Below are 24,325 nucleotides of genomic sequence, written 5' to 3'. Positions count from 1 at the left end.
CTCAGAGGATTCCGGCCTGGGTCATCAGGTCCACTGCCTTCTTGCTGTTGAGTTTGCTGGCCTCGACCTTGGGCGCATCGAGTTCTGCCAGGGGCACCAGCTTGGGGTTGGATTGAGCGCCATTGCCCACGGCATATTCGAATGAGTGGCCGTTCTTGAGCACTTCCTGCCCTTTAGGGCCAGTGATCCACTTGAGGAAGGCCTGGGCCTGTTCCTGGTGGCGGCTGGAAGCCAGTACCGCGCCGCCGGACAGGCTGACAAAGGCCCCCGGGTCCTGGTGCTTGAAGTAGTGCAGGGCGGTGTTCTTGCTGTTTTCGCCGGTCTTGGCCTGATCGACGAAGCTGTAGTAGTGATAGATCACCCCACTGTCCACCTGCCCGGCATTGACCGCCTTGAGCACGGCGCTGTTGCCACGATAGAAGCTGGCATTGGCTTTCAGGCCCTTGAGCCATTCCAGGGTGGCGGCTTCGCCCTTGAGCTCCAGCACGGCGCTGACAATCGCCTGGAAGTCGGCGCCGGCCGGCGAGGCGGCCCAGCGGCCTTTCCAATTGGCGGCGGCAAGGTCCATCAGCGAGCCTGGCAACTGGGCCTGGTTCAACTTGGCCGGGTTGTAGACCAGCACCGTGGAGCGGGCGGCAATCCCGACCCAGTGTCCCTGGGCCGGGCGGTAGGCCGCCCCTACCTGCTCCAGGGTCGTGGGGGCGACGCTGGCCAACAGCCCGGCGTTGTCCACCAGGGCCATGGCCGGTGAGTTCTCGGTGAGGAATACATCCGCGGGGGAGGCGGCGCCTTCTTGCACCAGCTGGTTGCCCATTTCGCTGTCATCGCCGTTGCGCAGGGTGACCTGGATTCCGGTGGCCTGGGTGAACCCTTCGACCCAGGCCTTGGTCAGGCCCTCGTGCTGGGCGTTGTACACCAGGATGCCATCGGAGGCGGCGTAGGCGTGGCCAGCCGCCAGCAACGCCGTGGCCAGCAGTGCACGTTTGAACAGGGAAGAGAGACGGACAGTCATCGGGGTGCAGCTCCTGCGCGGTTATTGTTCGAAGGAAGGGACGGCGCATGGAATCAATCGGGATGACTCGTAATGTCGTCACCTAATGGGAATCATTTGCATGTGCGTCCGATGGCAAATGTAGAGCGGCAAACCAGAAAAAATCGTCAAATTTATGGTGAATCCTTGTCATTTCTGTTTTGATTCGCTGCACCCGATCGGCCGTTCTGTGCCGTCGCTTTCCGTCCTGCCGGCCGCCGGCCAGCACGCGCTACAACAGCAAGGATCGCTAGACATGCAAGTTGCCAGGGAACGGCCAGAATGCCCCTCGCTTCCTGCAATTGCTGAGGCTCCAAGCCAAGTTGCCGTCCAGGGCACAGGCTCAGGCCGAGCAAGGTGAGCCCGGTAATCGACCGGGGCATCAAGCCAGGATGAGCCTGCAATCGTTCAGTCAAAAGAGGGAGCTTTCTTGAGCGCCAAACTGTGCAACAACATCAGCGCTGTCACCTTTGTCAGCAAATACAAGGCGGTCTGCCAACCGATCGCCGATCAACTGGACCTGCCGGTGGAGAACATCCTGGGCCTGGCGGCCCAGGAGAGCCAGTACGGCACCGGGCGCATTGCCCGGGAACTCAACAACTACTTCTCCATGCACGCCCCGGCGCCCTTGCAGAGCGGTGCCGAGTCGCCCCAGGGCAATGCCAGCATCAAGGTGGCGAAGTTCGACTCCTTCCAGAAATCCGCCCAGTCCTTTGCCCAGCGCTATGGCGCCTCGGTGCGCAGCAAGCGCGATCCGCTGGAGTTCGCCCAGGCGCTGGTTCGCAGCGGCTACAACACGGGCGATGCCGCCACCGGCGGGCGCAACGGTTTCGCCAGCTACCTGGCGGACATCATCAACGCGGTCAGAGGGCGTTTGGCGTGCTGACAAAACCAGCCGGTTCATGGGGGCTGTGGCTGTGCCTGGCCGCAGTCGCTCTCAGCGCCTGCGCCGCCGGCACCTTGCAGCCGGCCCAGGTCAATCCCGCGGGGCTGACGCGCGAGCAGGCCCAGGCAGTCTTGCAGGTGGCTCTCAAGCATCAGGATTACCCCATGGGCAAGCCAGGGGTGTTTATCGACGGTGACCTGCAAGATGAAAGCGGCCAGCCGCCGCACCCGGGCTACTTCGATTTCAGCCTCGGCTACAACGATCCCAAGGCCGGTGCCACCGAATACTGGGGGCTGTTCTCGGTCAGCCTGGCCACGGGGGATGTCTGGGAGATCAATCGCTGCCAGCGCCTGGACGGCGCTGAACTGCGGGCCTTGCAGGGCCAGATCATGGCCCGTACCGGCAAGACCCTGGCGGCCGAGCAGCCCCAGCGCCAGGGGCTGGGCTGCGAGGAGTAGCCGCTAGCCACTGCAGGCCCGCCAGCAGGTGCGGGCTTGAGGGATGCAAGGGCACCGGCTGCCCTGGTCACTCAGAAGCGATAGCCGGCGTTGACCATCACCGCTGCGGCGCCGAGCACCACCAGCTCGGTGCTCACCGGCCCGTAATGCGCACCGATCGCCGGGATCAGCGCCGGGGCCACGCCGAAGTGGTTCAGCGGGATCTTGTCCTTGTAGTCGCCCTTGTAGCCCTGGATCAGGCCGCCGCTGAGCTTGGCGTAAACCGGCCAGTCGGCCAGCTCCCAGGCCTTGCCGACGTAGGCGTAGTAGGAGCGCTGGGAGAAGGAGTTGCGAAAGGTGCTCACACCCCACAACTCGCCGTCGGCGTAGTTGCGCTCCAGGCCGATCAGGTCCTGGTGGTTGTTGTGGTCGGGGTCGTTGCTCCAGTGGTTGGTGTAGACGCTGGTCTGCACCATCCAGTAGTCCTGCTGCTGATCGGCTTGGGCGCCCTCCAGGGCGGTCACTGCCAGCAAGGCCGCGCCCATGGTGGCGCGAGCCCAGCGGCGAGTCGGCAAGGGCAGGCCAGGGGCGTGGGGTCGAATCATGGGTTTCATCGTGGTTCCCTGCCATGGCGGCAGTTGTGCCCCCGTGGAAATCATGGGGGCAAAAAGGGGGCGCAAACTAGCACCTATCCATTCAAGGGATCAATGAATGAACTGTTGCTTAGTTTATATCGGCGTCGATGCGCTGGATCAGATACGAGTAGAAGGGATTGCTGGTAAGGCGCATCAGTTCATCCATCGGCACCACCAGCACCCCGCGCTCGCCACGGGCCGCCACCGTGCCCAGGTGCACGCCGAAATCCTCGCTGGCAGTGGGTTGTGTGCCGTACAGGGCATCGTCCACGGGGAAAGGCAAGGCCACGTGGGACAGTGAGAACACCTCGGGCGGGTAGTTGAGGTTCAGCCGCTGGCGCTGGCTGTTCAGGCTCTGGGCCGGAGTGCTCACAGCCTCCAGCGCCGCGGTGCCGGTGCCCTCGTTGGTCAGCAGCTGGGTTGCGTAGTTGCGCGGCGCCGGCGGTAGCAGGCTGGCCAGGGAGGTGACACTGGCCGGGTCCAGCAGGCCCTCGAAGTCCCGGGCGCGATTGAGGTCGAAGATCACCAGCTCACTGCCGTTGGCCGGCAGTTGCCGATACAGGCCGCTGACCAGGGCCGGGGTACTGACCGTGGCATCGGTCAAGGATTGGAAGCTGAGGATCGGCGGCAGGCGGTTCAGGCGCGGGTCCGTCACCAGGGCCTGCAACTGGCTTTGCAGGGCATCGGTGAGCAGCCAGGACTGGCGCGCCCCATTGGCCGGAAACGAGTTGTACTTGAACGGGTTGTATTCGGGCCGCAGGTTGAGCCAGGCCGCCTTGCTGAAAGCCGGGAACACCGCGGGCAACGCCGCCAGCCCGGCAAAGCGGGCGGAGGAGGCGACACCGATCATCGGCGAGATCAGCACCAGGCGCTGGGCCTGAGGCAATTGCGGATCGTCGAGGGCATCGAGGGCGTACTTGACCGCCAGGGCGCCACCGTTGGAGTAACCGACTATGTGCAAGGGCGCCGGCGCCGGGACTTCGGCCCGGGCGGTACGCAGGGCCAGGCGGGTGGCGGCCAGCCAGTCCTGCCAGTGGACGTCGGTCAGGCCGGCCGGCACGGTGCCGTGGCCGGGCAGGCGCAGGCCGATGGCCAGGTAGCCGCGCTCGACGTAGCGCCGGGCAACGTGGCGCAAGCTGTAGGGTGAGTCGGTCAAACCGTGCAGCAGCACCACCACGCCCCGCGGTGTGCCAGGGGGGCGCAGCAGGTAGGAGCGGTTCCAGTCGGTGGCAAAACGCGGCGAGTAGACCCGGCTGTCCACCCGATAACGGTTGAAGGGCGGGACCTGGGTCGGGTCCAGGCGGTCGCTGACTTCGTGCCGGACCTCGGCGAACACCCGATCCTCGGCCTGCAGCCAGGCCGCCCAGTCGGCGCCATCGATCTGTTCGATGCTCAGCTCATGGGGCACTCGCAGGTGCCAGGGTTGCAATGCCGGACCCCGCTCACTGTCGAAGGCGCGCCAGGCCAGCAGGGTGAATGCGGCAACGCCAAGGATCAGCGCGCCGCGCTTGAGCAGGCGGGACAGGGCGGGAGCGATCACGGGCAGGGACTCGTCTGGGTGGCACGGATGCGATAGACGCAGCGTCGATCGCCGGTAATCAGGTGCTCCACGCGCTGCACCTGGCCCAGGTCGCCAATGGCGGCCTGGAACACCTGCAGTTCGGCACGGCAGAAACCCTGGCACTGCTGGGCGGCGACGCAGATCGGGCAGTGGCTCTCGATCAACAGCCAGCCGTCGCCGTCGGCCTCGACGCTGGCCATGTAGCCGGCCACTTCGCGGATGTGCGCCAGGGCCCGGACCCGCTCTTCCAGGGTCGGCAGCGGGGCGCAGACGTCGAGGTACTGCGCGGTGTTGACCCGCTCCATGTCAGTGACGATGCGCTCCACGCCGTCGGAGCCGTAGACCGCGCGAATCGAATCGATCAGTTGCAGGGTCAGGTGCGCATGGGTGTCGGGAAAGCGCGCCTGGGCCTGTTCGGTCAACAGCCATTTCTGCGACGGGCGCCCGGCGCCCTGGGCCGGCATCATCTGCCCGACTATCAGCTCGCCGTCCACCAGCTTCTGCAACTGCTGGCGGGTGGCTTCCTGGGAAACCTTGAGCAGCGGGGCCAGGTCGGCGGTTTTCAGCGGGCCGTGGGTTTTCAGCAGAAACAGAATCCGCTCGGCGGTGGCTCCGGGGTTCTTCTTCTCGGCAGGGGAGGACATCGAGGACATGCTGGGCCATTAACCAATGCGCAAGTGGGGTATCAAGGGCGTGCAAGACGCTACCAACCGCGCAAGCATAACAGGCTCCAGCCTCGGGGCCTGGCGATTGTCGATCTTTCAGCGGCGCATGCAGGCGGTTGCCCAGGCGATGAAAAATTAATTATCAAAGCAAATGCTTGTGTAATACAGTGCGGCTTTCTCGAACAACCCGAAGGGAGCAAGGCATGGCTTCAACAAGCGGATGGTCGGCACTGTTACTGGGCAAGAACGGGCTGCGCTCGGCAGCCCTGGCCGGTGGCGTGGCACTGCATGCAATCAATGTGTACCTGGTCACCACGCTGTTGCCTTCGGTGGTCAAGGATATTGGCGGCCTGGACTACTACGCCTGGAACACCACCTTGTTCGTGGTGGCCTCGATCATCGGCTCGGTGCTGTCCACCCGCGCGCTGGGAGGACTGGGGCCGAAGCTCGCCTATGCCCTGGCAGGCCTGGTGTTCATGCTCGGTTGCGGTCTGTGCGCCCTGGCCCCGGACATGGGCTGGCTGATCTTCGGGCGCAGCGTCCAGGGGTTGGGCGGAGGGCTGTTGTTCGCCTTGCCCTACGCGATGATCCGCCTGGTGTTCGACGAGCCGCTGTGGCCCCGGGCGATGGCGCTGATCTCCGCCATGTGGGGCGCGGCCACCCTGATCGGTCCTGCCGTGGGCGGGGTTTTCGCCGAGCATGGCTCCTGGCGTGCGGCGTTCTGGGTGCTGCTGCCCTGCACCTTGCTGTTCATGCTGCTGGCGCTCGCCCTGCTGCCGGGAAAAAGCCGCGAAGCGGCGCCGCGCACGCCCATTCCCGGCCTGCAGCTGGTGCTGCTGACCGCTGTGGTGCTGGCAATCTCCATTGGCAGCATCACGCCTTCAGCCGGGTACAACGCCCTGGGCCTGGGGGTGGGCCTGGGCCTTCTGCTGCTGGTGGTGATCGTGGAAAACCGCTCCGGCAAACGGCTCTTGCCTCGTGACAGCCTGAAGCCAGGCAGCCCCTTGCTGGCGCTGTACATCTCCATGGCACTGCTGGTGGTGGGCATGACCAGCGAGGTCTTTGTCCCGCTGTTTTTGCAGGTGCTGCATCAGCAGACGCCCTTGCTGGCGGGTTACATCGCCGCGCTGATGGCGGCCGGCTGGACCCTGGGGGCGATCTTCAGCTCCGGCCTGAGCCCCCGGGGCGCGTCCCGTGCCATCGCCAGCGGACCATTGCTGGTGGTGGCCGGCCTGCTTCTGGCCTGCCTGTTCATGCCCGCCACGACCACGCCGGCCTTGAGCCTGGGGGCGGTGTGCCTGGCGATGTTGCTGGTGGGCACAGGAATCGGCCTGGCGTGGCCGCACCTGTTGTCCCGGGTGCTGGAAAACGCCGCCGCTGACCAGAAGGAACTGGCGGGCGCCTCGATCACCACGGTGCAACTGGTGGCCACTGCCCTGGGCGCGGCCCTGGCGGGGATGATCGTCAACCTGGCCGGCCTCGGTTCCAGCGCAGGTGTGGCCGGTGCGGGCCAGGCCGCGGCCTGGCTGTTCGGTCTCTATGCCGGGGTATCGGCGCTGTTGTTTATCAGCGTGCGCCAGGTCCGGCGCAGCCATGCCCGGGGTTTGGCCGAGGCTTGAGGCTGCCTGGATTCATCTCTTGGCCAGGACCAGGTTGCTGGGGGGGGGCAATGCCCACCCGTATACACCTGGCGCGATAGCTGCGTCGTCCTTGTAGGAGCCGGCTTGCCGGCGAAGAGGCCCTTGAGTCTTGTGCTGTCCTTGCGGACGCCTTCGCTGGCAAGCCAGCTCCTACGGCTGGCGCGATAGCGGCGTCGTCCTCGTAGGAGCCGGCTTGCCGGCGAAAGGGCCCTTGAGTCTTGTGCTGTCCTTGCGAACGCCTTCGCTGGCAAGCCAGCTCCTACAGCTGGCGCGATAGCGGCGTCGTCCTCGTAGGAGCCGGCTTGCCGGCGAAGAGGCCCTTGAGTCTTGTGCTGTCCTTGCGGACGCCTTCGCTGGCGAGCCAGCTCCTACACAAGCTGGCGGCGGGTGGGTTTACCAGGTGTCGACGAAGCCTTGGGGGCGCTCGGCCCAGGGCTGCGGCCGGGGTGCTGCCTGCAGGCCGCGAAGCAGCCAGGAGCGGCTGTCCAGGGGGTCGATCACGGCGTCGATCTCCAGGTAGCTGGCCATGTTCAGGGCCTTGCCCTGGGCGTAGGCCTTGGCTACCAGTTTGTCGAACAGCGCCTGGCGCTCCTCAGGGCCGGGCTGGGCCGCCAGTTCCTTGGCGAAGCCCAGGCGCACCGCACCCTCAAGGCCCATGGCGCCAAACTCGGCGCTGGGCCAGGCCACGGTGAACATCGGGTTGTGGAAGCTCCCGGCCGCCATGGCCTGAGCCCCCAGGCCATAGCCCTTGCGCAGCACCAGGGTGAAGAACGGCACCGTCAGGCTGGCGGCGCTGACGAACATCCGCGACACATGGCGCACCGTGGCTTGCTGTTCCGCATCGGGCCCGACCATGAATCCCGGGGTGTCACACAGGGACACCAACGGCAGACCAAAGGCTTCGCACAGGCGCATGAAACGCGCGGCCTTGTCGCCGGCCGCGGCATCAATAGCGCCCCCCAGCACCGCGGGGTTGTTGGCGATCAGGCCAAAAGCCCGGCCCTCGATGCGGATCAGTGCGGTAATCAGCCCCGGAGCGAACTGGCGTCGCAACTCCAGCACGCTGTCACGGTCGGCCAGGGTCTGGATCACCTGGCGGATGTCGTAGACCCGCAAGCGGTTTTCCGGGATCAGCTGGCGCAGCGCTCGCTGGTCCGCGCATTGCCAATCCTCGAGCGGCCCCTGGAAGTAGCCCAGGTACTGCTTGGCCACGGCCACGGCTTCGGCCTCGTCCTTGACCAGCACATCGATCACCCCATTGGGGCCCTGTACCGTTACCGGGCCCACTTGCTCAGGCGTAAAACTGCCCAGGCCGCCGCCTTCGATCATTGCCGGGCCGGCCATGCCGATGCTGGCGTTGGCCGTGGCGATGATCAGGTTGCAGCAGCCGAGCAATGCGGCGTTGCCGGCAAAACAACGGCCTGAGGCGATGCCCACCGTCGGCACCCAGCCGGAAAGCCGAGCCATGGCCGCAAAGGTATGGCAGTCCAGCCCGGCAACCCCGACAAAGTCGCTGTCGCCGGGGCGACCACCGCCGCCTTCGGCAAACAGCACCACCGGCAGCCGCCATTCCTGGGCCAGGCTCAGCAGGCGGTCGGTTTTCTTGTGGTTCATCACCCCCTGGGTGCCGGCGAACACCGTGTAGTCGTAGGCCAGGGCCAGGCAACGGGCAGACGGGGCATCAAACAATCCAGCATTCACCGTGCCGATGCCGGCCACCAGGCCGTCGGCGGGGCTCAGGGCCTGCAGTTCCTCGATGCTTCGCCGGCGGCGCTGCGCCGCCAGGGCCATGGCGCCATATTCCATGAAGCTGCCCGGGTCCAACAGGTCGTCGAGGTTCTCCCGGGCGCTGCGCTGGCCAGTCTTGCGGCGCTTGGCCAGCGCGTCCGGGCGCTGGGCGTCGTGCAACAGGGCGTGGCGTTGGCGGACCTCGGCCAGATCGGCGCGGATCAACTCCAGGTCAAGCTGCTCTTCGCTGCGCTGGTCGCTACCTGCGACCTCGGCCGGTTCCAGGAACAGCAGCGGCTGGCCGTGGCTGAGGGCATCACCGACCCGGGTGGCCAGGGCCCGGACGATGCCGCTGCACTGGGCCTTGACCTCGAACTCCATCTTCATCGCTTCCAGCACCGCCACCCGCTGGCCGACTTGCAGCTCATCACCCTCGGCCACTTCCAGGGTCACCACCACGCCGGTGCTCGGGGCCTCCAGGGCCAGGGTGCCCGGGGGCGCCTGCAGGTCGCTGCGCAGTTGCTCCGGGGCCAGCGCCTGCTGGGCAAAGAACCGCGAGGGATGGTTATCAGCGGCGACCTGGGCCAACGTCGCCCAGTGCTGCTCGACGAAGCCGGTGCTGAGCTGATATTCGGCCACTGCCGGATGGCGCAGCAGGTTCTGCAGTAGCCCCAGGTTGTTGGCGACACCTTCCAGGCGGAACTCGCAGAGCCCGCGATAGGCCCGCCCCAGGGCGCTGGGGTAGTCCGCGCCATGGGCGATCAGCTTGGCCAGCAGGGAGTCGTAGCTGGGGTTCACCGGATACCCGGCGTAGCCGTAGCCATCGACCCGCAATCCGGGACCGCTGGGCGCTTCATAGGCGCTCAAGGTTCCGGCCACCGGGCGGGTGCCGCCGTCGGCCCGTTGCTCCTCCAGATTGATCCGCACCTGCAGCGCGAACCCCTGGGGCTTCGGTGGCCGGGTCAGGCCCAGGCTGTCCAGGGAGGCACCGGCGGCCAGGCGCAGTTGGGTGTGCAGCAGGTCGATGCCGGTCACCGCCTCGGTCACTGTGTGCTCCACCTGGATGCGCGGGTTGGCCTCCATGAAGTAGAAACGTCCCGGGTGCTGCTGATCGAGGAGAAACTCGAAGGTGCCAATGCCCTGGTAGCGCACCCGGCTGGCCAGTTGCAAGGCGGCGTCGATCAGTTGCTGGCGCAGTTCGTCAGCCAGGTCCGGGCTGGGGGCTATTTCCACCAGCTTCTGATGGCGCCGCTGCAGGCTGCAATCGCGTTCCCACAGATGGCTGACCGCGCCGCTGCCGTCCCCCAGTACCTGGATCTCGATGTGCCGGGCGTGTTGCAGCAACTGCTCGACGTACAGTGCGCCATTGCCGAAGGCGGCCTGGGCTTCGGACTGGCAGCGGGTAAAGGCCTGCTGCAGTTGCCCGGCTTCGGTGACCGCGCGCATGCCGCGGCCACCGCCGCCGGCCAGGGCCTTGAGCATCAGCGCGCCGTGGCGCGCAAGGAAGGCGGCGGCCTGTTCCGGGCTCACCTGATGGTTGATCCCGTCCAGCAGCGGTACCCGGCAATCCTGGGCCAGGGCCCGGGCCGCAGCCTTGTCACCGAACAGTTGCAGCACCTCGGGGGCCGGCCCGATGAAGGTCAGGCCGGCCTCCAGGCAGTCCCGAGCGAAGTCGGCATTCTCAGCCAGAAAGCCGTAGCCGGGGTGGATCGCTGTACAGCCGTGCTCCAGGGCCAGGCTGATCAGCTGCCGGCGGTCCAGGTAGGCCGGCACCCCGCGTCCTTTAAGGGGCAGGGCCAGGTCGGCCCGGCGCAGGTGCAGGCTGGCAGCGTCGTCCTCGGCATACACCGCGACGCTGCGAATGCCCAGGTCGGCGCAGGCCCGGGCGATACGGATGGCAATCTCGCCGCGATTGGCGATCAACAGACTCTGAAACATGGCAATTCTCACAAGGGCAAAGGGTGTTTTCACTCGGGCGGTCAGAGCTGTTGTTCCAGCTCGTTCTTCTTGACCTTGCCGGTGGCGGTCATGGGCAGGCTGCTCACCAGGCGGATCTGCGGCACCTTGTAGGCGGCCATCACCTGGTGGCACCACGCGGCCAGGGCCTGAGGGTCCTGGGGGGCGTCGGCCTTGAGCACGACAAAGGCCACCGGCTGCTGGCCGCGACGCTCATCGGCGCGGCCGATCACCGCGCTGGCCAGCACCTGTGGGTGCTGGCCTAAGAGCGCTTCCAGCTCGCTGGGAAACACGCTCATGCCATTAACCTTGAGCATCTCCTTGCGCCGTCCCAGGTAGCGGATAAAACCTTGCTCGGTGATTTGCCCCAGGTCGCCGCTGTGCAGCCAGCCCTCGCGCAGCACCGCTGCGGTTTCCTCCGGTTGTTGCCAGTAGCCCTGCAGCAGGGAGGGGCTGCGCACGCAGAGTTCGCCTTCACTGCCCAGGGGCAGCAGGGCGCCGCTGACAAAATCGCAGACCTTGAACTCGGTGCCCGGCACCGGCAGGCCGACAAAGGTCGGCGGGCTCTTGAGGTCGAAATCGTCGTCTTGCAAGCCGGCGGTGAAGGTGTCGCAAGTGTGGGTTTCGGTCATGCCGAAGCTGAATTCGAACAGCGTGCAGCCGGTCAGCTCGTGCCAGCGTCGGCGGTAGTCCGGGGTCAGCTTCTTGACGAAGGAGATGCAGCCGGTGGCCCGCAGGGAGCTGAAGTCATGCTTGGCGACGTCAGGGTGCTCCAGCACTTCGGCGGCGCTGTCCACCAGCAAGCCGCAATGGCTGACCCGGTAGTGATCGATCGCCGCCATGAACGCCGGCGCATCCCAGCGTGCCAACAGCACCAGGCGGCAGCCGGCGTAGATGGGAAACAGCAGGCCGGCGTTTTCCCCGGCGATCCAGAACTCCGGAAGGAAGTTGAGCATCACGCTGTCGCGCGCAAGGCCCAGGGCCACCGGCACGAAACTGGCGCAGGTGTAGAGCATGTCGCCGTGGCTGTGGATGCAGCCCTTGGGCAGGCCCGTGGTGCCGCCGGTGTAGTTCAGGGCGGCGATGTCTGCAAGGGCCGGGCGGTGCTCGGGGGGGGCGGCGCGGCAGTTTTCCAGGGCCGGGTAGAAGTCCAGGACTCCGGGGTCCAGGCGCTTGGGCGCCAGCAGCAGGTCCGGCACCGGGATGCTCGGGGTCGCCGGGCACAGCTCCGACAGGCTGCTGGCGAGGATCCGGTTCAGGGCGCAGGCCGGCGCCACGGCGTGGACCACATCCAGCAGTTGATCGAAGCACAGGATCACCCGGGCGCCGCTGTCCTTGAGCTGGTACTCCAGCTCCAGCGTGCGGGCCAGGGGGCTGACCGGGGCATAAACCGCGCCGCACTTGAGGATGCCCCAGAAGCCGATATGCAGTTGCGGGCAGTTGGGCATGTACACCGCCACCCGATCGCCGGGGCCGACCCCCAGTTCGCCGAGCAAGGCCGCGCAACGATCGGAGAGCCGGTCCAGCTCGGCAAAGCTCAACTGGTAACCATAAAAGTCCAGGGCCACGGCACTGGCCTGTGACTGCGCCCAGGCCCGCAGGTACTCGGTGAGGGGCTGCTGGCCCTGGGGGTACTGCGGGGTACGGGGCGTGCCTTCGGGCCAGGCGGCCTGCTGCAGGGCATGAAGGTGCTGCTGATAGGCCGCAAGGTCCATGGTGCCTCCTGAATTGTTGTTATCGGCGTGGCTATCTTAGGCAGCGCCCGGGGCGTCACAGAACCGACGGTTATTCATCGAGATTCATGAATGCGCTACATGGTTCTGCCGGCACCGGCGCGCTGCTAGCCTGCTGCGGGTCGAGACTGCGAGGGCGCAACCATGAACTCACCGCATGAATGGTCAGGGCTCAGCCGCCTGGACCTGAACCTGTTCCGGGTCTTCGAGGTGGTGTACCAGGAGCGCAACCTGACCCGCGCCGCCTCGGTGCTGCACCTCAGCCAATCGGCCATCAGCCACGCTTTGGCGCGCCTGCGCACGCAGCTGGATGATCCGCTGTTCGTTCGCGAAGGCTACGGCGTCGCGCCCACGCCCCTGGCCAAGCAACTGGCGCCGGGTATCCAGGATGCCCTCAGCGGCCTGCGCCGCAGCCTCAACCCGACCCAGGCCTTCGACCCCCAGCGTGATCGAAGGCGCTTTACCCTGAACATGCCGGAGCAACTGGAGCCGGTGATCCTGCCGTTGATCCTGGGGCACCTGAGCCGTGTGGCCCCGCACCTGGAGGTGCGCAGCACCAGCGTGCATTGGGCCGACCTGAAGCTGGAGATGATTGCCGGGCGCATTGACCTGGCCATCGAACTGTCACGCCTGACCGACCCGCAGCTGCAACAGCAATTGCTGCTGCAGGATTCCTTCTGCGTGATGGCCGGCCCCGGCTTTCGCGGTGAACTGACGGTGGAGCGCTACCTGGCGGCCGAGCATGTGGCGGTGACCTCCCGGCGCCGCGGCATCTGCGTCGAAGACCTGGCCCTGGGGCACCTGGGGGTGGTGCGGCGCATCCGCCAGCACTGCCAGCATTTCCTCACCGCCGGGCAACTGGTGGCCCAGGGCGACTGGCTCCTGACCCTGACCCGCAACAATGCACGGCTGATCAATGCCGGCCTGGGCAATCGCATTCTCGACATGCCCCTGACCCTGCCGCAGGTGTGCCTGAACCTGTACTGGAGCAAGCAGGTGCAGAACGAGTCGGCCAACCGCTGGCTGCGCGGGCAGTTGCTGGAGCTGGCGGGGCGCAGTTGAAGCGGTGTTCTATCAAGTGGATCAAGCAACACCGGGAACCGCCGTTTCGCGGCCCGACGGCACCACCCACTTCGCTTTGCCCAGTGCAGCTGTGCTGTAATCCGCAGCCACCGAACAGCACAAGGAAGCCTGTGGATGCACGAATCCGCTCATCACATCGTCGATCTGTACCAGCGTCATGCCCAGGCCTGGGACCGGGCGCGGCAGGCCAGCACCCAGGCCTTTCACAGTGAACAAGCCTGGTTCGAGCGCTTTCGCCAGGTCATGGGCTCGGGCCGGCAAGTACTGGACCTGGGCTGCGGAGGCGGCGAGCCGGTAGCGCGCTATCTCATCGAACATGAATGCACGGTCACCGGCGTCGACAGCTCCGCCGCCTTGCTGGAGCAGTGCCGCCGGCGCTTTCCCCAGCAGCAATGGATCCACGCCGACATGCGCAGCCTGGCCCTGGACCAGGATTTTGCCGGCATCCTCGCCTGGAACAGCCTGTTCCACCTGAGCCCGGACGATCAGCGCGCCATGTTCGCCGTGTTCGAACGCCACGCCGGCCCGGGCTGCGCCCTGATGTTCACCAGCGGCCCGGCGGCAGGGGAGGCCATCGGCGAGTTCGAGGGCGAGGCCCTGTACCACGCCAGCCTGGACCCGGGGGAATACTGCACCTTGCTCGACACCCATGGTTTCGAGGTGGTGCAGCAGGTCAGTGAAGACCCGGAGTGTTGTGGGCTGACGGTGTGGTTGGCGCGGGGGATTTACTGAGGTTCAGAGCACCTTGAGGTTTTTGGCGATGTCCCGTAAGCAGATGCCAAGGGCACGTTTTTCAAAGTCGAGAGGATCGAACCCGAGAATGAAATCCGCGCGCATCAGCGACTGGACGACCGCATCACTTTCATCCCGAAACTGCTTGCGCTTGAGCATGTCGGTCACCTCCGGGGCGTACCACTGATAGCGCTCCTGCAGGTGGAAAAAGGTGGCGAACTCATTCCAGGTACTGTTGCCGGTAACGGTCAGCCCCAGTTCTTCATGGGTGACTCCGGCAATTCCGAGCAGCGAGCCCTTGAGGGTGAAGCTCATATCCAGAGCGACGCTAGTGTCGAATGGATGAGGCATCGTGTCAGACGGGTCTTCATCCCCCTTGATCGAGGAGTTGCACTGGTGACAAGAGGGCACCAGGTTGTACAGCGATACCGCCAGATAGGGGTAGATCGACTTGGGCAAGAAATGGTCGAGGGGAGGCCGCAATTCCAGTTTCTTTGGGTCGCCGGCTTTCTGGCCGTGATAGTTCACATGGTGCAGATGGCAGTAAGGGCAGATACGCAATGAGTAACTGCCCACCAGCTTGTAGGCGTTCCAGCCACTGTCCTTGTCGATGAACTTGGTGTAGTCGAAGATCTTGCCCAGCTTTTTGATCAGGTTCTCCATGTCGACTTGTCGAGCGCCGGACTTTTCGGTGGGTCGGTTTCGCAAGTAGTGATCAAGGGCCGGGGCTGCCTGCTTGACCCGCAGAATTACACTACGCAGTTGGCTCACATCGCCGACAAGTATGGAAGCGCGCTCACTCTGCAACACAGCCTTCAAGGCTGATGTCAAGGGTGGATAGTCGGTGAAGGGCGACTTCCAGGTACTCATGGCCTTGTCAAAACGCTTGCCCAAGGTTTCCAGGTGCTGTTTGGCAATGCCCGAAGAGGCCACCTTAAGCTTGAGCATCTTCACTCCCGGTCAGCACGTTCAGTTGTTGTTGCACATGGCGCCTGAGGACATCGTTGGCCAATGCTCCGGCGATCTGCCTGGCGTGCCTGATGCTTTGCGGGTCCTGCATCTCACGGTTCAGGACTGCGGAGAGTTTGGTCAGCAAGTGCAGGTTGAACTCGCCCGTGAAATCTCCGACAGCGAATACCGAGTTCAGGGTTTGCTTGGGGGTGTAGCCGAAGGCATTGGTCAGTTGCTGGTTGTCCAGGTCGAACAGGCGACCGGCCGGGGTGTCGGCGGCGATGATCAGTGAGTGAGTGGAAATGAACACATAAGTTCTTTTGGCCAGGGAGCCGAACTCCTTGATGAATTTCAGCAGGCTGTCGATGTACATGCGTTGCCACTTGGGGTGCATGAACATTTCACCTTCATCGACGCACAGCAGCATCAAGCGGTCCTGCGACTCGCGCTCGAACTCACCGAAGGCCCTGGCGATGGCGCAGTACAGGGACATCATGCTGGCCTGGCCGGAGCTCAGATGCTTGAAGGAGAATTGCAGCAAGCCCAGCGCCGCCACTTCGGAAAACACACCTTCATGTTGACGGATCTGATGACCGGCTTGCTCATCCAGGTAAGCCAAAGTGGCCTGCCGTCTCCAGGTGTTGACGTTATTAAACAGGGGACGGATCACCTCAAGTGCATTGCGCGCCTTGAGCAGTTGTTCGGCCAGAAGGTCGTCTCTTGTCAGTAGGAGCAGTTCAGGGAGGTCAACCAGCAACAGGTCGTTGAGCCAGGGGCCGTGAACCTTAATCATCGCCAGCAACGCATCGATCAACAGATGAAGTTTCTCTGCGGTCACTCTGTCCAGGCATTCCAAGACGGCAAAAGAGCAGATAAATCTCGTCTGTACCGACGAGCGCCTGTCGACTTCATGCAGCCGGCTCTTCATTTCCGGCTCCAGGGTCTTGTAGGTTCTGGCTCCATCCACGGCATATGACTTCACCAAATCGACCAATGAAACCGGCTTGAGCTTTATTTCTGCCGTCGCCTCGGACACGAAAGTGGCCTTGTCCTTAAGAAAAGGATAAGCATTGAATGCAGCGACCATCTCCGATTCCACGACCAGGCCAAACCGCGGGCTGACATCTTTTACTTTTCTACGACGTAAGAGGGCGCGCCTGACTTTTTCAAACGGAGAGGTAGAGTAGAAAACCGCGGAAAAGTCAGGCGGTACGCAAGAGGTGTCTTGAGTGATCTGGAGGTTGGAAAGCAGTCGGGTCTTGTTAAGCGAAACACCTTTTGCAAGGTACAGCCCCTGTTCGTTTTCCCAAAGAACGCCGACTTTGGATTTAGTTTCCCAATCAGCCAGTCCCTCGCACAGTTTCAGCAACATCTCGGTCTTGCCGCTGCCATTCTCGCCATAAAGAGTAGTGAACGAGGCCACATCCAGAGGTTGTCGGCTGCAGGTGCTGGAAGACCGAGTTATTTCCAGAGTGAAAGGGAGAGTGTCATCGGGCTCCTCGGCCGGATGAATTACCGCCTCATAAGCGTCGGTCAATGGCAGTACTATCGGCCGTCCCGATTTTCCGACGAAAAAAAGCACATGGATCACAGTGCGGTCTGGCGACATATCGAATCCCTGATAATTGTTTTTCAGTCCAGTCCTTGAGCCCTGACTACCGAGCTAGATGGTTGGATGAAGTAGCTATGAGCCATTATAAAAATGGCGCGTCGGTTCGCATATGAGTAGGGCGCGGGAAATAGCCAACTGTGCATTCAAGCTACTGTCGACTGTTGAAGTTTCCAGGCCAGGGTGCTTGGCCACAAGCAAAAAAACGCCGCGTTCCATTCAGGAGAACGCGGCGTCTTTAGTGGGCCCTAGGGCCGTTTCAGCTAATTCACTTTAGTGTTTCATCATGCTGTGATCCGGCGCATTCAGTGCCCGGGCCTCGGCTTCGACCTTGAGGGTTTCCTTCTCGCCCTTGGCGTTTTCCACGGTCAGGGTCAGCGGCACCTTGTCGCCGGCCTTGATCTGGCCGGTCAGCTCCATGAGCATCACGTGGTAGCCGTGGCTGTCCAGGCTGACTTTCTGCCCGGCTGGCAGGGCCACGGCGTCCACTTGCTGCATGCTCATCACGTCGTTGTGCATGCTCGACTGGTGGATCTGCACGTTCTTGGCCACCGGCGACTGCACGTCAACCAGCTTGCTGTCGCTGCTGGCGGTGAGGTCCATGAAGGCGCCGCTGGCGTGCTGGCCAGGAACCGTGGCGCGAACCCAGGCATTGTCCACCTGGGTGGCGGCGCCGGCAGTGCCGGCCAGGCCCAGCAGGGAAACCAGCAGCAAAGCTCGCTTGATACGGGATGGGCGTTGATGCGAATTCATTAACAAACCTCCATGACGGTGAGCAGGTCTTCGGCGCACTCTTTAGCGGTGAGGGACTGCGAAAGGCCCAGGCGCAAGGTACCCCGGGAGTCGAAGACAAAACTGGTGGCGGTGTGCGACAGGGTGTAGGTCGAGCCGCTGGGGATCTTTTCGTAGAACACGCCAAATTCCTTGGCGGTGGCCGCGGTCTGTTCGAGGGTGCCGTACAGCGCCTCGAAACTCGGGTCGAAGGCCTTGACGTAGGCGTCCAGTACTTGCGGCGTATCGCGTTCGGGGTCCAGGGTGATGAACACCACTTTCAGGCGGTCGCCGTCACGCCCCATCAGCTTCTTGGCCTGGGCCGCACGGGCCAGGGTGGTGGGACACACGGCCGGGCATTGGGTGAAGCCGAAGAAGATCATCGGCATCAGGCCGCGGTAGCTGGACAGCGACTTGGTTTCGCCCTGGGAATCGGTGAGCTTGAAGGTGCGGCCGAGAATCTGATTGCTCAGGTCCTTGCCGTATTTGAAGGACAGTCGGGGACTGTTGTCGCAACCGGCCAGCAGGCCCAGGCCGAGCAGGCCGGCACTGGTGAGCAGCGTACGGCGAGTCAGTAGAACACTCATGAAATAACGCCCTTTGAACAGCCAGACAGGCAAAAAACCCGCGCATGGTAGCAAACAGACGAAGGCCGTGGCGGGCTAATTAGACCAATGCCTGCGGCCATCGGTCGCAGGTGAGGGGCACTGGCGCTGCGTTGTCGACTTGGCTTCCAGGGCGACAGTGAGCTGGCTTCGACGCTGTGCAGCAGGTCGTCGAATGATCACCAGCCAGGGGCGGTGAGCAGCGCTGCGCGGCAGCAGGCAATAGGCGAGGGTGGAGCCATCTGGCCGTTGCAGTTGCTGCGCCACAGGCGCCGCCACCGGGACCTCGGTCCGGGTCAGGGGCGCGACGATCAGCAGTCAGCCCGCTGCCCGGCGCCATGGGTGCTTCATGTCTCCAACGCGGCGATCTGCACCAGTGCCCGCACGGCAACGCGGGTGGCCTGGGTCAGGGGTTGCGGCAGGCGGTCCAGTTCGAACCAGGCCATGTCACTGTGTTTGTCCGGTTCGCAATTGCGTGCCGGCATCGCCGGGGCAGACGCCAGGTACACCGGGGATACCCAGTGCTGCTGGCCCTCGGGATCGATCTGGTCCACCACGCACAGCAGCCTGACGCCGTCCAGGGTTAACCCCAGTTCTTCGAGGATTTCCCGGCGCATGGCCTGTTCCACCGGTTCCAGCCAGTCGACCTTGCCACCGGGCAGTCCCCAGCAACCGGCTTCCGGATCCCGCAGGCGCTTGACCAGCAGTAGGTGACCGTCGCGGACGATCGCGGCGCCGCATCCTAGGCGGGGCTGTTGTGGCATGGCGCTACTCCTGTGGGTTGGGCAGAGAGGGGAGGCCCGTGGTGCTGCCCGGCAGTTGCTGTGGGGGTCGCACAATATCGACTGTCGAGGATGACAACCGCGTGTTGCTTTGTTGTTTATTTGTAACTTTGAAGGTGCAGGGCGGCCGCTGACTCGGCCCGCCGATTGGCTCCCCGGCTCAATGGCGAAACAGGGTGGCGCTGATCACCGCCAGTGCCAGGAGGATCAGGATCACCCCGGTGATGCTTTCCAGCCAGGGCAGGGCCTTAGAGAAGCGTTCCCGGACCCGGCCATTGCCGATGGCCAGGGCCACCAACAGATCCCACAGCAGCACCACGCTGAACATCCACACGCCATAGGCCAGCTTCCAGGCACTGCTGGTGTCGGTGCCCACCAGGGACGCCAGGCTGACATAGAACAGGGCATTCTTCGGGTTGAGCAGGCCCGACAGCAGGCCCATGCCCAGGCCGCGCCACCAGGTGGCCCGGTTCAGCGCCCGGGTGTCGCCCTGGGTGTCCACCGCCGCCAGAGAGCTGGCACCGGCGTAGCGGATGAACAGCCAGCCCAGGTACAGCAGGTAGCCACAACCGGCCAGCTGGATCACCAGGAACAGTGAGCTGTCGGGACGCAACACCGACACCCCGCCGAAGGCCAGGACAATGAACAGGCCGTTGGCCAGGGCGATGCCCAGGCAGGCACCGGTGGCGGGTTTCCAGCCGGTGGCCATGGACAGGCGCGCCACCAGGAAAAAGTCCGGGCCGGGGGAGAGCAGGGCGAGAAAATGCGCAGCGGCGACCAGCAAAAACTGTTGAATCATGGGGGCAGGCTTCCAGGGACCTTGAGGGGTTGGCAGTCTGCTGGGAGCCGGGATCGAGGTATTGAAGAAAATTGCGCGGCGCTCAGCGCTTGTACAAACCCGGGGTGACCCCGACATGGGCCTTGAACACTCGCTGGAAATGCGCCTGGTCGGCAAAGCCCAGGCGCTGGGCCAGGGCCGCCGGGGGCTCGCCGGCCTGCAGCGAGGCCCGGGCCTGGATAATGCGCTGGTTCAGCTGGTAGGCGTGGGGCGTCATCCCGGTGGCAGCGCGAAAGGCCCGGATCAGCTGGTAACGGCTGATGCCGGCCAGCGCCGCCAGGTGTTCTAGAGGCTGGGCCTGTTGCGCATCCTGCTGCAGGAACAGCATGACCCGACGTACCCCGACGCTGGCCCGGGCCGGATCGGCGGCCAGGGCAATCACCGGCTGCTCGTGGATTGGAAAGTCGCCAATGAACTCGATCAGCGCGGCTTCCTTGTCCTGCCAGCTGGCAGTGGAAAACAGCAGGTCGTTGAGCTGGCAAAAGCGCTGGTACAGCTCGCCATCGTGGCTCAATAACACTTGGCCCAGCAGTAATTGCGCCTGCTGCTGGGCTTCTTCACGCACGCCTGCGACCCAGCAGGGGTCCAGGTGCAGCATCTGGTAGCTCCAGGCACTGTCGGGCAGGGGATTGCAGGCATGGGCGCAATGGGCCGGGACGAATACCACGCTGCCGGCCCGGATCAGGGTTGCCCCCTCGGCGGCGCCACTGAACAGGCTGACGCCACGATCCACGGCGCCGATGGAGACTGTCGGGTGGCTGTGGGCCTTGTAGTTGGCGCGGCTGTCACAGGCCCGGCGGCTTTCGACGTAAGGCAGGTTCGGGTCACGCCAGAATTGCGCTGAAGGAGTCATTGCAGTTCCGCAGAAAGGGGGAAGCGGGCGGCTAGGCTAACAGGCCGGATCGGGCCGGGGCCAGCCTGTGTTGCGGGGGCGGTTCCGCGGCGGGGTGGCGCCCCGGGGGCCGGGCCGGGGGAAAGATCGGGCGTGGTTAGATCGTTTATTTCTCTGGGTTATGTAGATAGCTGTTTTACGCATATCCACAGCAGGGCCAGTGACGCTTTAGAGCCCGTTCCCTCCGCTATGCATGAGTAATCGCTGCAGCAACGGAAATCACCGGCTGCGCCACGCTGGAAAGCGTGTCGCGACAGCCGTCGCCGCTGCAGGACCGGCCTCTTGCCGCCCCGGCGGCGATCCTTAGAATCCGCCCCATTCGCTTCATCCAACTATCGATACTTCAGGGAACAAGATCATGATGAACGCCATGCAGATGCCAATGAACACCACCATGCCGATGATGGGCATGCCGATGATGATGGCGACCATGAGCTGCGAAATGCAGGAAGACGGCATGCAGTGCAAGATGATGCCGGCCGCGGGCATGGACATGGCGATGTTCAAGAACAGCGCTGAAATGCTGCAGATGATGATGAACTGCGGCATGCCGATGATGATGCACTGCGGCAACATGAGCATGCTGTGCATGTCCCAGGCGGCGATGGCCATGCCGATGATGAACATGATGATGCCGATGCCGATGATGGGCATGCCGATGCCCTCGATGAAGTGCGTGATGGAATGCACCCTGATGGCCGATGGCATGCTGTGCAAGCTGATGCCCATGCCCGGCATGAACATGGACATGATGCAGAACTGCTGCACCCTGATGATGAAGATGATGAACGATTGCAGCATGCCGATGATGATGAGCTGCAATGGCATGCCGATGATGTGCTGCACCTGCTAGGTTCTGCAGGAACGCCAAAGCCCGGCGGGGATCACTCCCTTGCCGGGCTTTTTTTGGCCTGGCGGCTCAGTCCAGGCGTTCGGGGTGGGTCACCACCAGATAGGCCACGGCTTCGCTGTCCGCCGGGTTGCGATAGCGGTGGGGCTGGTCGGCGTAGAACAGGATCGAGTCCCCCGGAGACAGCAGATAGCGCTCTTCGTTGACGCTGATCTCCAGCACCCCCTGGGCCACCACCAGGTTCTCCTGGACGCCAGGGCCATGGCCTTCGGACTGGTCCTCACCGAGGGCCGCAATGCGCAACTCGTAGAATTCCGATTGGCGCGCCACGTCGAAGGGAAACAGTGCGCGGCTGACGAAGGCGCCATTGGCACTCACCAGACGCTTGCTCTGGCTCGCCCTGAGCAGCGCCACACCCTCGAAGGCCCGGTTTTCGAGAAAGGCCGCCACCGAAACCTTCAGGCCCTTGGCGATCTTGCACAGTACCTTGATTGACGGCACGCTGCGCCCGGACTCGATCTGCGCCAGCATCGCCCGGCTCACGCCGCACTGGCGGGCCAGGGCATCCAGGGACAGGTGGCGCTTGCCCCGCAGGCGCAGCAGGTTCTGCGCAACCCGCTGGCTGATGGGGTCTTGGTCCTGGGTGTGCAGGGGCGCAAGATCCAGCAGCGGCGGGGCATCACCGGCGAGAAAGCGCGAGGGGTCTTGAGCGTTCACCCGTGGCGGGTCTCGTCGCCGTGCCGGGCCTGAACCCATTGCATGGCCTGGCAGGCGGCGTTGCGCGCGTAGAGTTCCCACATCAGTCGTGCCCGTTGCTGAGCCTGTTTGCGTTTGCGGTAGCTGGCCAGGTCGATGAGGTTGTCAGTCGGCTGCATGGTGGGCACTCACTGTGATGACGAGGAGTCGGGTGAGTTGAGAGTACGTGGATTTTCATATAGCCATAAATAATCAATATTCATTTATTAATTCTTCCTAGATCTATAAAGGCCCGATATCGACGTGGCCCGATCGATAATTCAAAAATATTTTTGAATGTGTATTTTGAATTCCCTCGGAATGTGCTGCTATCGCGTACCTCCTGGCTGCCCGTGCGCAGCGGTAATAGCTCTGAAATTTGGCTGGAAAGGGATGTCCTGCCGTTTCTCGTGACTTCTCGATCACGGCCATTACCCGGCGATCTGCATCGCCCTACCTGCGAGGAACAACAATGAAAAACCTGAATCGCCTGTTTGCTGCCAGTGCGCTGATACTGGCGTGCGCCGCGGCATCGCCCGCAGTGGCTGAGCCGCACTTCACTCCCGTGGTGAACTTCCAGGGGCATGGCACCATTCGTTTGCAAACCCCTGCCACCTTCCAGCAGACGATCGTCTGCAACGTCACTATCGACGGCTCGGTCAATCCGGTGAACAGCGCCAAGATCACTGCGGCGAGGTTCGCGGGGAGCTCGCCCTTTTGCTCGTTGCTGGTGGCCAAGAACCTTTCCTGGCCGATGTACATGGACAGCCAGCTCAGCGGCGGCATTTCGGAGATGGGGCTGGCCCTTACCGGGACCTCCGCGAACTGCGGAATCAGTACCATCCGTATCCTATGGAACAACAGCACCTCCAGCCTGAACGCTTCCAATCAGCCGCTGGGGGGCTATTGCAAGCTCATTTCCCTGGATGTGCAGATCTCGCCGCAGTTGATGGTGGTGTATTGATCCGCGGTCGCGGCTAGCAAGGTTGCAACCAGCCCCGGGGCCTAGGGTCCCGGGGTTCCCGACGCCACCTGCGGCCGGCTGCAGGCCGGGGCGAGTTCATGGCTCTCTTAGCTTATGCAAAAAGAGAATTTCAAGGCGCCATATCAAGACCGTTATGGTCTATATGACTCTCCTGAACCCTGTCCAAGGAACCGCCCCCATGAACCTCTCACGACGCCTGCGCGAATTACTCGCCAGTGCCTTGCTGCTCACTCCCCTGGCCCAGGCCGCCGAGCCCCTGGTGTTGAATGTCGGCGACCAGAACTACTACAACATCCGCGCCTCGGTGGAGGCCTCCGGGGCACTTGAAGGGGCGCCCTACAAGGTCGAGTGGAAGCACTTCCAGGCAGCGGCGCCCCTGGCCGAGGCCCTGAATACCGGCGCGCTGGACCTGGGCTTTCTTGGCGACTCGGGCTTTCTGTTCCTGGCGGCCAAGCAGGCGCCCGTGAAGCTGATCGGTGTGTCCCGGCAGAACCCGGACACCATTGCACTGCTGGTGCCCAAGGACTCACCGGTGCACAGCATCGCCGACCTCAAGGGCAAGAAAGTCGCCTATTGGCCCGGGGCCTGGAGCCAGCAACTGACCCTGCGCGCCCTGGAACAGGCCGGCCTGCCGGAAACCCATGTGCAGTTCGTCAAGCTGATGCCCATCGACGCCGCTGCGGCCTTGCCCCAGGGCGGTATCGATGCGTTCCCGGTGTGGGAACCCTACATTTCCCAGCAGATTGTGTTCTCCGGTGCGCGCCCGATCATCACCGCGCGCAACCTGATGCCCGGTCTCAGTGCGGTGGCGGCGTCCACTGCGGCCGTCGACAACAAGCACGCCGCCATAGCCGACTTTCTCGTGCGCCTGAAACAGGCCCGGCAGTGGGTCGACAACCACACCGACGAGTACGCCGATCTGTGGGCCAGGAAAGCCAACCTCGACCAGAGCGTCTCCCGCCACTGGTTGCGCCAGGCCCACCTGACCCTGGGCCCGGTGGACCCGCAAGCAGCCTCGGACCTGCAAGGCACCGCGGACTTCCTGTTCAAGGTCAAGGCCTTGCCGGCGCCCTTGGCCACCGCGCCGTTGATTGATCATTCGTTCCAGCAGGCTCTGGCGGATTGAGTCCCAGGCCCGCTCCTGGCGGAGGGGACCGGCGCCGGCAAACCGGCGGTTGCAAGTGGGCGGAGGAGGGCAGCCAAGGCTGCCTATACTGCAAT

At 63.9% G+C, this 24,325-nt stretch carries 23 protein-coding genes; 8 read left to right on the top strand and 15 right to left on the bottom strand.

Going from position 1 to position 24,325, the window contains the following annotated elements; all coding sequences use genetic code 11:
- Position 1 precedes the first annotated feature (1 nt).
- Positions 2-1,012, bottom strand: coding sequence for an iron ABC transporter substrate-binding protein (locus ACZ5BO_RS18045; protein WP_464695971.1), 1,011 nt, complete (start codon positions 1,010-1,012; stop codon positions 2-4).
- Between the two features lie 448 nt (positions 1,013-1,460).
- Here ACZ5BO_RS18045 and ACZ5BO_RS18040 point away from each other — a divergent pair, with 448 nt between their 5' ends.
- Together ACZ5BO_RS18040 and ACZ5BO_RS18035 are read left to right on the top strand one after the other, a co-directional pair.
- A complete protein-coding gene (locus tag ACZ5BO_RS18040; protein ID WP_025127332.1) occupies positions 1,461-1,916 on the top strand; it encodes a glucosaminidase domain-containing protein in 456 nt (151 codons plus the stop codon).
- Complete coding sequence (locus tag ACZ5BO_RS18035; RefSeq protein ID WP_025127331.1) at positions 1,910-2,374, top strand: hypothetical protein; 465 nt, start codon at positions 1,910-1,912, stop codon at positions 2,372-2,374. Before ACZ5BO_RS18040 ends, ACZ5BO_RS18035 begins: the two co-directional genes overlap by 7 nt.
- Before the next feature lie 71 nt (positions 2,375-2,445).
- On the opposite strand, the gene ACZ5BO_RS18030 is transcribed toward ACZ5BO_RS18035, so the two are convergent.
- From ACZ5BO_RS18030 to ACZ5BO_RS18020, 3 genes are all read right to left on the bottom strand, one after another.
- The gene (locus ACZ5BO_RS18030; protein ID WP_464701312.1) at positions 2,446-2,898 is read right to left on the bottom strand and encodes a sn-glycerol-3-phosphate transporter; all 453 of its coding nucleotides are present in this window, start codon (positions 2,896-2,898) and stop codon (positions 2,446-2,448) included.
- A gap of 178 nt (positions 2,899-3,076) precedes the next feature.
- Positions 3,077-4,528: an alpha/beta hydrolase gene (locus ACZ5BO_RS18025; RefSeq protein ID WP_464695970.1), complete on the bottom strand. Its 1,452-nt coding sequence runs from the start codon at positions 4,526-4,528 to the stop codon at positions 3,077-3,079.
- The gene (locus tag ACZ5BO_RS18020) at positions 4,525-5,193 is read right to left on the bottom strand and encodes a helix-turn-helix transcriptional regulator (RefSeq protein ID WP_464695969.1); all 669 of its coding nucleotides are present in this window, start codon (positions 5,191-5,193) and stop codon (positions 4,525-4,527) included. Before ACZ5BO_RS18020 ends, ACZ5BO_RS18025 begins: the two co-directional genes overlap by 4 nt.
- Before the next feature lie 224 nt (positions 5,194-5,417).
- Between ACZ5BO_RS18020 and ACZ5BO_RS18015 the strand changes: the two genes are divergently transcribed.
- Complete coding sequence (locus ACZ5BO_RS18015; RefSeq protein ID WP_464695968.1) at positions 5,418-6,833, top strand: MFS transporter; 1,416 nt, start codon at positions 5,418-5,420, stop codon at positions 6,831-6,833.
- A gap of 414 nt (positions 6,834-7,247) precedes the next feature.
- On the opposite strand, the gene ACZ5BO_RS18010 is transcribed toward ACZ5BO_RS18015, so the two are convergent.
- Positions 7,248-10,520 (bottom strand): carboxyl transferase domain-containing protein, encoded by a 3,273-nt coding sequence (locus ACZ5BO_RS18010; protein WP_464695967.1) that lies wholly within the window; start codon positions 10,518-10,520, stop codon positions 7,248-7,250.
- Positions 10,521-10,561: 41 nt separating this feature from the next.
- Positions 10,562-12,253: an AMP-binding protein gene (locus ACZ5BO_RS18005; protein WP_464695966.1), complete on the bottom strand. Its 1,692-nt coding sequence runs from the start codon at positions 12,251-12,253 to the stop codon at positions 10,562-10,564.
- Between the two features lie 162 nt (positions 12,254-12,415).
- Here ACZ5BO_RS18005 and ACZ5BO_RS18000 point away from each other — a divergent pair, with 162 nt between their 5' ends.
- On the top strand, positions 12,416-13,333 hold the full coding sequence (locus ACZ5BO_RS18000) for a LysR family transcriptional regulator (RefSeq protein WP_464695965.1): 918 nt from the start codon (positions 12,416-12,418) through the stop codon (positions 13,331-13,333).
- Positions 13,334-13,468: 135 nt separating this feature from the next.
- Positions 13,469-14,086 carry a class I SAM-dependent methyltransferase gene (locus ACZ5BO_RS17995; protein ID WP_464695964.1) on the top strand — a complete coding sequence of 206 codons (618 nt, stop codon included), beginning with the start codon at positions 13,469-13,471 and terminating at the stop codon, positions 14,084-14,086.
- Between the two features lie 3 nt (positions 14,087-14,089).
- Here ACZ5BO_RS17995 and ACZ5BO_RS17990 read toward each other — a convergent pair whose 3' ends face one another.
- The 7 genes from ACZ5BO_RS17990 to ACZ5BO_RS17960 all read right to left on the bottom strand — a co-directional run bounded on the left by ACZ5BO_RS17990 (position 14,090) and on the right by ACZ5BO_RS17960 (position 20,495).
- Positions 14,090-15,040, bottom strand: a complete 951-nt coding sequence (locus tag ACZ5BO_RS17990) for a hypothetical protein (RefSeq protein WP_464695963.1) — start codon at positions 15,038-15,040, stop codon at positions 14,090-14,092.
- Entirely contained in the window at positions 15,021-16,646 is a 1,626-nt protein-coding gene (locus ACZ5BO_RS17985; protein ID WP_464695962.1) for an AAA family ATPase, read from the bottom strand. Before ACZ5BO_RS17985 ends, ACZ5BO_RS17990 begins: the two co-directional genes overlap by 20 nt.
- A 273-nt stretch (positions 16,647-16,919) precedes the next feature.
- Entirely contained in the window at positions 16,920-17,399 is a 480-nt protein-coding gene (locus ACZ5BO_RS17980) for a copper chaperone PCu(A)C (RefSeq protein WP_464695961.1), read from the bottom strand.
- Positions 17,399-18,004 carry an SCO family protein gene (locus tag ACZ5BO_RS17975; protein WP_025127319.1) on the bottom strand — a complete coding sequence of 202 codons (606 nt, stop codon included), beginning with the start codon at positions 18,002-18,004 and terminating at the stop codon, positions 17,399-17,401. Before ACZ5BO_RS17975 ends, ACZ5BO_RS17980 begins: the two co-directional genes overlap by 1 nt.
- A 365-nt stretch (positions 18,005-18,369) precedes the next feature.
- The gene (locus tag ACZ5BO_RS17970; protein WP_025127318.1) at positions 18,370-18,786 is read right to left on the bottom strand and encodes an NUDIX hydrolase; all 417 of its coding nucleotides are present in this window, start codon (positions 18,784-18,786) and stop codon (positions 18,370-18,372) included.
- 178 nt (positions 18,787-18,964) lie between these two features.
- Positions 18,965-19,603: a LysE family translocator gene (locus ACZ5BO_RS17965; RefSeq protein WP_464695960.1), complete on the bottom strand. Its 639-nt coding sequence runs from the start codon at positions 19,601-19,603 to the stop codon at positions 18,965-18,967.
- Positions 19,604-19,685: 82 nt separating this feature from the next.
- Positions 19,686-20,495, bottom strand: a complete 810-nt coding sequence (locus tag ACZ5BO_RS17960; protein ID WP_464695959.1) for a helix-turn-helix domain-containing protein — start codon at positions 20,493-20,495, stop codon at positions 19,686-19,688.
- A gap of 397 nt (positions 20,496-20,892) precedes the next feature.
- Here ACZ5BO_RS17960 and ACZ5BO_RS17955 point away from each other — a divergent pair, with 397 nt between their 5' ends.
- Positions 20,893-21,387, top strand: a complete 495-nt coding sequence (locus ACZ5BO_RS17955) for a hypothetical protein (RefSeq protein ID WP_464695958.1) — start codon at positions 20,893-20,895, stop codon at positions 21,385-21,387.
- A 66-nt stretch (positions 21,388-21,453) separates the two neighbouring features.
- On the opposite strand, the gene ACZ5BO_RS17950 is transcribed toward ACZ5BO_RS17955, so the two are convergent.
- Positions 21,454-22,101, bottom strand: coding sequence for a helix-turn-helix domain-containing protein (locus ACZ5BO_RS17950; RefSeq protein WP_464695957.1), 648 nt, complete (start codon positions 22,099-22,101; stop codon positions 21,454-21,456).
- Positions 22,098-22,259: a hypothetical protein gene (locus tag ACZ5BO_RS17945; protein ID WP_177330243.1), complete on the bottom strand. Its 162-nt coding sequence runs from the start codon at positions 22,257-22,259 to the stop codon at positions 22,098-22,100. The genes ACZ5BO_RS17950 and ACZ5BO_RS17945 overlap by 4 nt, the downstream gene beginning before the upstream one ends.
- 332 nt (positions 22,260-22,591) lie before the next feature.
- Here ACZ5BO_RS17945 and praB point away from each other — a divergent pair, with 332 nt between their 5' ends.
- Entirely contained in the window at positions 22,592-23,083 is a 492-nt protein-coding gene (gene praB / locus ACZ5BO_RS17940) for an alkane oxidation protein activator PraB (protein WP_025127313.1), read from the top strand.
- 199 nt (positions 23,084-23,282) lie between these two features.
- Positions 23,283-24,230, top strand: a complete 948-nt coding sequence (locus ACZ5BO_RS17935) for an ABC transporter substrate-binding protein (RefSeq protein ID WP_464695956.1) — start codon at positions 23,283-23,285, stop codon at positions 24,228-24,230.
- Positions 24,231-24,325 lie beyond the last annotated feature (95 nt).

This window comes from Pseudomonas sp. FFPRI_1 (genome assembly GCF_055384485.1).
This window is presented reverse-complemented; position numbering and strand designations above follow the sequence as displayed.

What these genes read in the sequence shown, in the direction of transcription:
- ACZ5BO_RS18045 (WP_464695971.1), bottom strand. Translation starts at nt 1,012, where the DNA reads ATGACTGTCCGTCTCTCTTCCCTGTTCAAACGTGCACTGCTGGCCACG.
- ACZ5BO_RS18030 (WP_464701312.1), bottom strand. Translation starts at nt 2,898, where the DNA reads ATGGGCGCGGCCTTGCTGGCAGTGACCGCCCTGGAGGGCGCCCAAGCC.
- ACZ5BO_RS18020 (WP_464695969.1), bottom strand. Translation starts at nt 5,193, where the DNA reads ATGTCCTCCCCTGCCGAGAAGAAGAACCCCGGAGCCACCGCCGAGCGG.
- ACZ5BO_RS18015 (WP_464695968.1), top strand. Translation starts at nt 5,418, where the DNA reads ATGGCTTCAACAAGCGGATGGTCGGCACTGTTACTGGGCAAGAACGGG.
- ACZ5BO_RS18010 (WP_464695967.1), bottom strand. Translation starts at nt 10,520, where the DNA reads ATGTTTCAGAGTCTGTTGATCGCCAATCGCGGCGAGATTGCCATCCGT.
- ACZ5BO_RS18005 (WP_464695966.1), bottom strand. Translation starts at nt 12,253, where the DNA reads ATGGACCTTGCGGCCTATCAGCAGCACCTTCATGCCCTGCAGCAGGCC.
- ACZ5BO_RS18000 (WP_464695965.1), top strand. Translation starts at nt 12,416, where the DNA reads ATGAACTCACCGCATGAATGGTCAGGGCTCAGCCGCCTGGACCTGAAC.
- ACZ5BO_RS17995 (WP_464695964.1), top strand. Translation starts at nt 13,469, where the DNA reads ATGCACGAATCCGCTCATCACATCGTCGATCTGTACCAGCGTCATGCC.
- ACZ5BO_RS17985 (WP_464695962.1), bottom strand. Translation starts at nt 16,646, where the DNA reads ATGTCGCCAGACCGCACTGTGATCCATGTGCTTTTTTTCGTCGGAAAA.
- ACZ5BO_RS17980 (WP_464695961.1), bottom strand. Translation starts at nt 17,399, where the DNA reads ATGAATTCGCATCAACGCCCATCCCGTATCAAGCGAGCTTTGCTGCTG.
- ACZ5BO_RS17975 (WP_025127319.1), bottom strand. Translation starts at nt 18,004, where the DNA reads ATGAGTGTTCTACTGACTCGCCGTACGCTGCTCACCAGTGCCGGCCTG.
- ACZ5BO_RS17970 (WP_025127318.1), bottom strand. Translation starts at nt 18,786, where the DNA reads ATGCCACAACAGCCCCGCCTAGGATGCGGCGCCGCGATCGTCCGCGAC.
- ACZ5BO_RS17965 (WP_464695960.1), bottom strand. Translation starts at nt 19,603, where the DNA reads ATGATTCAACAGTTTTTGCTGGTCGCCGCTGCGCATTTTCTCGCCCTG.
- ACZ5BO_RS17960 (WP_464695959.1), bottom strand. Translation starts at nt 20,495, where the DNA reads ATGACTCCTTCAGCGCAATTCTGGCGTGACCCGAACCTGCCTTACGTC.
- ACZ5BO_RS17955 (WP_464695958.1), top strand. Translation starts at nt 20,893, where the DNA reads ATGATGAACGCCATGCAGATGCCAATGAACACCACCATGCCGATGATG.
- ACZ5BO_RS17945 (WP_177330243.1), bottom strand. Translation starts at nt 22,259, where the DNA reads ATGCAGCCGACTGACAACCTCATCGACCTGGCCAGCTACCGCAAACGC.
- praB (WP_025127313.1), top strand. Translation starts at nt 22,592, where the DNA reads ATGAAAAACCTGAATCGCCTGTTTGCTGCCAGTGCGCTGATACTGGCG.
- ACZ5BO_RS17935 (WP_464695956.1), top strand. Translation starts at nt 23,283, where the DNA reads ATGAACCTCTCACGACGCCTGCGCGAATTACTCGCCAGTGCCTTGCTG.